Source organism: Schlesneria sp. (assembly GCF_036405755.1).
GTDB classification, from domain to species: Bacteria; Planctomycetota; Planctomycetia; order Planctomycetales; family Planctomycetaceae; genus Schlesneria; species Schlesneria sphaerica.
Genome location: NZ_DASWWZ010000288.1, coordinates 1 through 8,804, shown reverse-complemented (window position 1 = coordinate 8,804; position 8,804 = coordinate 1). Strand labels below are relative to the sequence as shown.

Below are 8,804 nucleotides of genomic sequence, written 5' to 3'. Positions count from 1 at the left end.
TTCCCAGCGGTCATCGAGCACGCCAGTTTGATGGGGATCATACAAACGGGGTCGCGGATTTGACAAATCACCCAACGCAGCCCCAAAACGTCAAGCACAAGGGAGCAGTTCGGACTGACAAACGCAGGCAGCAGCGACCGTGAATGACATGGCGCAATTCCATCATCACATTCTGGACATCTGCTCAAGATGAATTACGTCCCGCGACGAGCGATGTTCGGGATCGTCTTCCTGGTGTCAGGAGTCATCCTGCCAGCGACAACGCTCGGCCTGGAGAGCATCATCGCACAGGTTCTCATTGCATGGACTTCGTTCAACTTGCTGTTTGTCGGATTCGCCTTCGTGATGAATTGGGGGGCGTCTTCGGCAAGGACGCGAGCGGACGAATCGGCCGATGGAATCGTGTCGTTCTCACACCCTATTTTTTGTTACAGGAAGCGGCCCGTTATGGCCAGAACTTACTCTGGCCTACCCCCACCTTCAGCCAGACCCTGCCGGATCTGTATGTGGGCCGACTTTGTGAACTCAAAGATCTACCAAATGACGTAAGCCAGGTGATCGATCTCACGGCCGAACTTGAAACTCCCGCCTCCATCCGCTGTGGACTTCCCATCGTTTGTCTGCCGACACTGGACGGGGGAATCCCCTCTGAAGACCAATGTCAGCAGGCGATCGAAGCCTTTGAAGGCCCTCATGACCGAATTTACATTTGCTGCGCCAACGGTCACGGACGAAGCGTCACGCTCGCCGAGATCGTGTTAGGCTACAAACGCTGTTGTCTCACGGCGGAACAAGCTTTCGACTTCATCAAGCAAGCTCGACCAGCCGCGACCCCGAACCCTGATCAAAGGAGGTTCGCCCAGCGGATTTTTGAGCAACTCCCCTACAAGTAGCCTGTCGCTCTGCGAGCCACTTGCCGCCGCTCAACTAAGCACCCTACCATCAAGAACGACGGCCGACCCCACATTGGGTGACGCAACTTGAGACCCACCGACGCTTCGCGAACGATTCGAGCGCTCGATCGCTCGGACGCCTTTCGCAAAAAGGCCCATCATTCATGCCATCGGAAAAAATGCAGTTCAAGATTGCCGGCATGGACTGCGCTGAAGAAGTCAGCATGCTGAAGAAGGAACTGATTCCGCTGCTGGGGGATGATTCAAGGCTATCGTTCGATGTGATGAACGAGATTCTTTCCGTCGCACAGGGCGGGACCGAGGTGACTCAGGAAGCCATTCAGCAGGCCGTGGCGCGGACAGGCATGCAGGCCCTCGTCTGGAAAGAAGGGACGCGTCCGGAAGCTCCGGAAGGGGTGATCCAACGCTGGGGACGGACCTGGCTGGCGGGCCTCAGTGCGATAATGACTGCTGCAGGCTTTGTGACTCACGCCATTCACGCAGGGAGTTTCCGACAGGCTCTGGGGTCGGAAGGGATGGGACTCGCCTCGCCGACTCCACTGATTGTCCGCGTTCTGTACGGGATGGGGATCATGGCTGGTGCCTGGTTCGTTTTGCCGCGCGCATTTCTGGCATTGCGGCGGTTCCAACCCGACATGAATCTGCTGATGGTGATCTCGGTGATCGGCGCTGCCTGGATCGGTGACTGGCTCGAAGCGGCCACCGTCGCCTGCCTGTTTTCAATCTCGTTGCTGCTGGAAAAATGGAGTGTCGGCCATGCCCGGCGGGCGGTCGAAACGCTGCTGGACCTGACTCCTCCGCTTGCCCGGTTGTTGCACCCCAACGGACAACAGCAGGAAGTTCCGCCCGATCAAGTTCCCGTCGGTTCGGCACTCCTGGTCAAACCGGGCGAACGCTTCGCACTGGACGGAGTCGTGGTGCAGGGGAGCAGTTATGTCAATCAGGCCCCGATGACGGGCGAAAGTGTTCCTGTCGCGAAAGAACCGGGCGATCTCGTGTTTGCAGGAACCATCAACGGCGATGGTGCAGTGGAAATGCGATCAACGAGAACGGCGGGAGCCACAACACTCGCCCATCTGATCCGAATGGTCAGCGAAGCTCAGTCACGTCGTTCGCATTCTGAGCAATGGGTCGAGCGGTTCGCACAGATTTATACTCCGCTGGTCCTGGTGCTGGCTCTGGCGTTATTCATCATCCCGCCCCTGTTGCTCGGTGGAGACTGGGCGGACTGGTTCTATCGTGCACTCGTACTGCTGGTGATTGCGTGTCCCTGCGCACTCGTCATCTCGACACCGGTGAGTATCGTCGCGGGGATTGCCGCAGCGGCACGGCAAGGTGTTCTGATCAAGGGTGGAGCCTATCTGGAACTCCCCGGCAGGCTCCGGGCGATGGCCTTCGACAAGACGGGAACACTGACCAAGGGGCAGTTGCAGGTGGTGGAGGTCGTTCCGCTCAACGGCCATTCGGCCAACGAACTGCTGGAACGCGCCGCCGGTCTGGAAGCGCACAGTGAGCACCCGCTCGGCAAAGCGATTGCTGCTCATGCAGAGCAGCACGGGATCGAAGTTCGGCCAGTGCAGGATTATCAGGTCGTGCCGGGGAAGGGAGCGACTGCGAAATTCGAAGGACGTTCCTTCTGGATTGGGTCACGCCGTTTTCTGGAAGAGCAGCGGCAGGGGACGGACGAGATCCGCTCCCAACTCGACACCCTGTCCCTCCGTGGTGTCACCATCGTCGCTGTCGGGAATGAGCATCATCTGTGTGGATATCTGGGGCTGGCCGACACAGTTCGGCCTCGCGCCGCCGAAGCCGTCAAGGAACTGCACCAGTTGGGAATTGCCCCCGTGGTCATGCTGACCGGAGACAGCAGTGCCACCGCCAACGCCATCGCTCATGCGACCGGCGTTGACGAAGTCAAAGCAGAACTGCTGCCCGCCGACAAGGTCGCCCAGATCGAGAGCCTCGTCTCGCAGCACGTCGCCGTGGCGATGGTCGGCGACGGGGTCAACGATGCCCCGGCGATGGCGCGGGCTTCTCTGGGGATTGCGATGGGAGCCGCCGGAAGCGACACCGCCCTGGAAACGGCGGATATTGCCTTGATGTCAGACGATTTGTCCCGGCTTCCCTGGCTGATCCGTCATTCGCGACGGACCCTGGCCATCATTCAAGCCAACATTACCTTCGCGCTGGTCGTGAAATTCATCTTCGTCGCACTGACGCTCTTCGGATTCGCCTCAATGTGGGCCGCGATCGCAGCGGACATGGGGGCTTCGCTGCTGGTCATTCTCAACGGCTTGCGACTACTTCGGCCTCGCGACGGACACAGCAGGTCGTCCACTCTAAACTCTCAATCCAGCTGACTTTCAGTTGCCTCTACGCCATCCCGCAAGGACTTCAAGAGTTCAATGCCAGCACAGCCATCTTGACTTAAATTGTAAGTAAGTATACACTCACCCACGAATCCGCTGGAACGAGGCAATGAAGTCAGATCTACCGTCACCGTCGAGCCCTGGAAAATCGACACCGAAAATGTCGAGCGAGGATCGTCGTGCTGCCATCATCCAGGCGGTTCGCAGGGTCTTCGCCGAGCACGGTTTCAAGGGAACGACGACGCGGGCCCTGGCAGAAGCCGCCGGAGTCTCCGAGGCTCTGTTGTTCAAGCATTTTCCGAATAAAGAAGCTCTTTATTCCGCGATGCAACTTTCCTGCTTCGATCAAAAGGATCAAGAGCGAGTGCAGCGGATGATGGAACTGGAACCATCGGCCTCGACACTGGTGCTGATGGTCCATTTCCTCGTGACTCGATTGATCTCGCCCTGTCAGACCCTGGATGACGACCAGACAAATCAGCAGCATCTGGTTTTACGGAGTTTGGCAGAGAACGGAGACTTCGCACGACATATTACCGAACACAAGATGGCAGGGTTTATTGAAAAAGTAAAACAGTGCCTGACGACCGCAATCGAATCGGGGGACGCCTGGGAAGGCCCGGTCCGGTTCGATCTGGCGGGATGGTTCACGCATCACCTGGCACTCATGACGATGCTCCACCTGCGTCCCGACGTACCCGTCGTCGACTACGGTGTATCGCGAGAAGAACTGGTCGAACAGATTGTCTGGTTTACCCTTCGTGGAATGGGCCTCAAAGAAGAAGTCATTAAGCGGCACTACGACTCCAAAGGTTTGGCGTTGTTTGCCGAGTAAGTAGAGCGAACCTCATCCCGAGATTCTGCTCGATTTGAGTGAGTAAGCACACACTTATTCTCACATGTTTATCTGGGGGCTGAAAGTGAGACAGCCCCGATCACTGGAAACGTAAGATGACGACGAGTAACTGGGAATTGAACGAACTTTTGTGGAGCAAATTGGAAGGGATTCAGGCAAATCCATTGCCTCTCATTTTTATTGCAATGGCCGTGATCTTTTTCTGGGTCGCCCGCGTTCGCGTGATTGAGCGAACGCGCCGGCGGGTCACCGCCGCGGCCGAGGCCTACGCCGCCAGAGAACTGTCACTGGAATGACAAGATCTTCTCACGAGGATCTGACAACAACACGCTGACCCGATTCGGTTCCCACTGGTCGGGTCAGTCAATGCAAGCGACACGCGTTTAATCGGAGTGGAAAAGGAATTCGAGTTCACTCAATCAGCACCCCTGATCGAGTCAGCCAGGCACTTAAGGAGAAGTCAAGATGCTGGTTATCAGTCGTAAGGTGGGAGAAAAGATTGTGATCCCCGGTCTGAACGCCGAGATCGAAATTGTGGCGATTCAGGGTTCCAAGATCCGTCTGGGGATTTCCGCCCCGTCCGACGTGAACATCCAGCGTCAGGACCTCTCGCTGGCACTCGAAGGAAGCAACCGAATCGGCAATTAATGCTGATTCCGCTGAATCCCGACCGAATCTTGCGTGGAAAACCCCTTACCGCTGACGGCAACGGGAATCCATCTTCCGCAAAATCGCGTTTTTCAATACTGTGTGTGGATGTACCGACGTCCGCTTGGGGTTCAAACGAACACCAGGCAGATGAACACAGGCAGGGATCGCCATTGTTCAGTAGTCGGGAAACACCGATCACTCGAGCCAATCTCGAGATCGTTACCCCCCTCATGGATGACGGGATTCTGGGATGCGACTGGACGCGTTGATTTTCGGAGGCGGTGCGGCTGGACTCTGGCTGCTGGATCGACTCTCGCGCGATGGACATCATGTTCTTCTGCTGGAAGCGCACGCACTGGGGCACGGCCAGACCGTCGCTTCTCAGGGAATCATTCATGGCGGTCTGAAGTACACGCTCAGCGGCCTGTTAACTCAGTCGGCCCGCAACATTCGCGAGATGCCGAATGTCTGGCGTGATTCCCTGATGGGTCGATCCACACCCCATCTCGTCAACACGCGCGTTCGTTCGGATTGCTGCTATCTGTGGCAGACCGATTCCATGGCCTCTCGCGCCGGCATGATCGGGGCACGCCTGGGTCTACGGGTCAAACCCGAAACGATCGAACCTGATGCCCGTCCGGAAGTGCTGGACGGCGTTTATGGCACCGTTGCACGGCTGCCGGAACAGGTCATTTCTCCTCAAAGCTTCATTCAGGACCTGGCCACGCAGTACCGGGACCGGATCCTGCTGATCGACAGTGAATCAGGACTCGATTTCGATCTGAACAGTCCCGGTGAAGTCGCCGCTGTTCGCCTGACCTCGCCGACGGATGGTGCGCGACTTTGTCTGCAGCCGAGACAAGTCATTTTCACAGCGGGAGCTGGAAACGCTCATCTGCGAAAGCGCGTTGGACTAAGCAGCGATGTGATGCAGCGACGCCCGCTGCACATGGTCATGCTGCGAGGCAACCTGCCAGAACTCAACGGCCACTGCCTGGACGGTGCCAAGACGCGTGTCACGATCACGTCCGATGTCGACTCTCAGGGTCGCATGGTCTGGCAAGTGGGTGGCCAGATTGCCGAGGACGGCGTTCAGCTCAGCCCACTCGCCTTGACCGAACACGCGATCCAGGAATTGCACGCGGTGCTCCCGAGTATCGACCTGACCAGCGTCGAATGGTCGACTTACCGCGTTGATCGAGCCGAAGGGGCCGTCAACGGCGGCTCGCGTCCCGAAACCATCCAGGTCCTCTGTGCCGGAAACGTCACCACCGGCTGGCCAACCAAGCTTGTCCTTGCCCCGGTTCTGGCCCACGAAATTGCCAGCCGTGCCACATCCCCCTACTTATCGACCTCGTTCGACACTCGGGAAGTCGCTGCGTGGCCGCGTCCTCCGGTGGCCACCGTCCCCTGGGAATCCGCCGGCCTGCACTGGTGGAAGCTCGAACAAGCGCCAATGCAATCTCGCCAGCGTGCAGCCTGATGCGATACCTGGAACCGACGGGCAACACGTTGTCCGTCGGTTTTTCCTTTCGTAGCGACACCTCCGCGGTCCCGTTGCGCTATGTCATCGGGATAAAGCGACTCAACAACATTGCCGGAACCACCAGCAGCGATGTTGCAATGGCATGCATGACGCCGATCCCCAACCCGTCCGCCTGATTCAGATGCCAGTGGATCAGCGTGGCATCCAGGATGACCAGCGACAACAGCATCACTTTGATGCTTCCCTGAACGGTTGCCGGAGAAGGGGACCGGAGTGCCTCCAGCCCGCGTCGGTTAATCGTGAACGCGACGACGAGCAGCATGGCCAGCGATACACCGACGGCCGATCGGCCCGGTGAACTCACCATTAACCAGATCAGAACACCAAACCCGACATTCATGATCAGTTGCGCCAGGGCCAATTGCCAGCGGCTGCTGGTTCGGGCTTCCGTCCTCGCGAAAACCGTCACTCCCACGATGTAAGCCCCTAACCCGATCGCTGCGGGAAGCAGCGGAGAGTTCAGCAGATCCGCCAACTGGGTCTGCAGGCTCCCCCCCAGCAGAACATTCAGAAACCGGCAAGTCCCCATCGCCAGCGGCCCCAGGGGAGTCCGCTTCAGATAGCTGTCGTAGCCAAGAATGGCAATGACCAGCAGCATGGCTACCACCATGCTGACGAGACTGACCGCCGCTGCAGCACCGACCCCGACCATCATCAGCACGCATCCCAGCATTGCGGCCGATCTCAGGGTCACGCGGCCTGAAGGAATCGGACGCCCCGGACGCTCGGCCGTATCTTGCTGCACGTCAAAGACATCGTTGAACACCATCCCCGACAGATACAGGCACGCCGACGCGACGAGCAGCCCCACGAACTCCAGAGGATGATTCCAGCTCAGCTCCAGAGCGGGCCCTGGAACCGCGCCCGCAGTCAAGGGGCCGTAGAGAAAACCCTGAGTCAGTACGAATCCCAGGATGATGTCCGCCATTGCGGTAAAGACGGTGGGAAGCCGGAGCAGTTGCAGATAAGGCAGCATGTCAGTCCTTCAATTACAGACGAATTTTCCAGCGGGGATTATGCAGTTCCTGGCCATAAATGGCGAACCGCTCACCCAGTCAAAACGGAAGTTCGCCGCCTCTATTCAAGAAGAAGGCCGATCCTGTCGCGATTTCAGAGCAGGTCGGCGAATTCATCAAAGTATTTTGCTGTGTCGAGTGATTACCCGTCACTCACCGCGCATAATACGCGACGAATTTTCTCCTCCCCACAATCTGGTACGACACCCGAGACCCTCTTTCACAAGTGCTGGAGCGCCATGAAAATCGTTATTACGGACTACTCATTTCCCAATGTGGATGTTGAAGAACAGATTCTCCGGGCACAGGGACATGAACTGGTCGCGTGCAAGGAAAAGAGACCGGCCAGCGAACTCGCATCGCTCGTGGCAGACGCGGATGCAGTGATCACCCAGTTCGCCCCTGTCACGGCCGAAGTGATCTCGAACATGCAGCGCGCCAAGGCGATCGTCCGGTACGGGATCGGTGTCGACAACGTCGACCTCCAGGCCGCCAAAGCCAAGGGGATTCCCGTCTGCAACGTCCCCGACTACTGCATCGACGAAGTCGCCGACCACACACTCTCGTTCATCCTCGCCTCGACACGGCAGGTTGTCATCAATTGCACACGCGTCAAAGAAGGGAAATGGGGACTGGCCACCGGACTGGAAGGAATGAAGACGCTCCGCGATCAGACCGTCGGAGTCGTCGGCTTCGGCCGCATCGGCCGGGAAGTGGTCCGACGGCTGCTGGCCTTCAAATGCCGGGTCCTCGTTCACGATCCCGTTGTCGCACCGTCGGAAATCACGGCGGCAGGCTGCGTTCCCGCGTCACTCGAGGAACTGCTTTCCACGTCCGATGTGATCACGCTGCACTGTCCGTCGCTCGCGCAAACCCGCGGCATGATCAATCGTGAATCGCTCGCGAAAACCAAACGAGGCGTCATCCTGATCAACCTCTCACGAGGGGATCTGGTCGACTCTGACGCACTGGTCGCCGCTCTGGAAAGCGGACAAGTGGGCGCTGCAGCACTCGACGTATTTGCTCCGGAACCCATCCCGGCAGACCATCCGATTCTGAAAATGGATCAGGTCATCGTCGCCTCGCACATCGCCTCGTGCAGCGTTCCCGCTGTCAGAAAGCTCCGCGAAACCGCCGCGAACCTCGCCGCCATGGCCATTAAAGGCGATCCGCTTCCCAGTGTCGTGAACGGAGTCAAATAACGGCGGGGTCCTTTTCTATTCAAATCCCCTGTCACATCGATCGAGTCACCGTCACGTACGGGCGGTGACTTCGGTCGGGGCGAGAGACTTGCTGCACATCGATTCCACGGCGGCACCGGCGGCACTCCATCAGGTCAGCGGACATCTCCGGCTGAGCGGCTGCGGAGAGTGCCTGTTTTGATGAAGGATTATTTGATCATGACGGCGAAAATCCTGGTTACGGGCGGCTGCGGATTCATCGGAACCTGGG

The 8,804-nt window shown here is 58.2% G+C and carries 8 protein-coding genes; 7 read left to right on the top strand and 1 reads right to left on the bottom strand.

All coding sequences use genetic code 11. The features are described 5' to 3' along the window. Window positions 1-302: 302 nt before the first annotated feature. The 6 genes from VGE80_RS10165 to VGE80_RS10140 all read left to right on the top strand — a co-directional run bounded on the left by VGE80_RS10165 (window position 303) and on the right by VGE80_RS10140 (window position 6,273). Window positions 303-893 (top strand): hypothetical protein, encoded by a 591-nt coding sequence (locus VGE80_RS10165; protein ID WP_440592584.1) that lies wholly within the window; start codon window positions 303-305, stop codon window positions 891-893. A gap of 200 nt (window positions 894-1,093) precedes the next feature. Beyond that, window positions 1,094-3,274, top strand: a complete 2,181-nt coding sequence (locus VGE80_RS10160; protein ID WP_440592583.1) for a heavy metal translocating P-type ATPase — start codon at window positions 1,094-1,096, stop codon at window positions 3,272-3,274. Between the two features lie 118 nt (window positions 3,275-3,392). Beyond that, window positions 3,393-4,118 (top strand): TetR/AcrR family transcriptional regulator, encoded by a 726-nt coding sequence (locus tag VGE80_RS10155; RefSeq protein WP_440592582.1) that lies wholly within the window; start codon window positions 3,393-3,395, stop codon window positions 4,116-4,118. A 116-nt stretch (window positions 4,119-4,234) separates the two neighbouring features. Then, on the top strand, window positions 4,235-4,435 hold the full coding sequence (locus VGE80_RS10150) for a hypothetical protein (protein WP_440592581.1): 201 nt from the start codon (window positions 4,235-4,237) through the stop codon (window positions 4,433-4,435). A 169-nt stretch (window positions 4,436-4,604) separates the two neighbouring features. Then, window positions 4,605-4,787, top strand: coding sequence for a carbon storage regulator (locus VGE80_RS10145; RefSeq protein ID WP_373653000.1), 183 nt, complete (start codon window positions 4,605-4,607; stop codon window positions 4,785-4,787). Between the two features lie 253 nt (window positions 4,788-5,040). Next, window positions 5,041-6,273, top strand: coding sequence for an FAD-dependent oxidoreductase (locus VGE80_RS10140; protein WP_440592580.1), 1,233 nt, complete (start codon window positions 5,041-5,043; stop codon window positions 6,271-6,273). A 79-nt stretch (window positions 6,274-6,352) separates the two neighbouring features. On the opposite strand, the gene VGE80_RS10135 is transcribed toward VGE80_RS10140, so the two are convergent. Beyond that, window positions 6,353-7,312 carry a UbiA family prenyltransferase gene (locus VGE80_RS10135; protein ID WP_440592579.1) on the bottom strand — a complete coding sequence of 320 codons (960 nt, stop codon included), beginning with the start codon at window positions 7,310-7,312 and terminating at the stop codon, window positions 6,353-6,355. Window positions 7,313-7,591: 279 nt separating this feature from the next. On the opposite strand from VGE80_RS10135, the gene VGE80_RS10130 reads away from it, so the two are divergent. Beyond that, a complete protein-coding gene (locus VGE80_RS10130; protein ID WP_373653003.1) occupies window positions 7,592-8,554 on the top strand; it encodes a C-terminal binding protein in 963 nt (320 codons plus the stop codon). Window positions 8,555-8,804 lie beyond the last annotated feature (250 nt).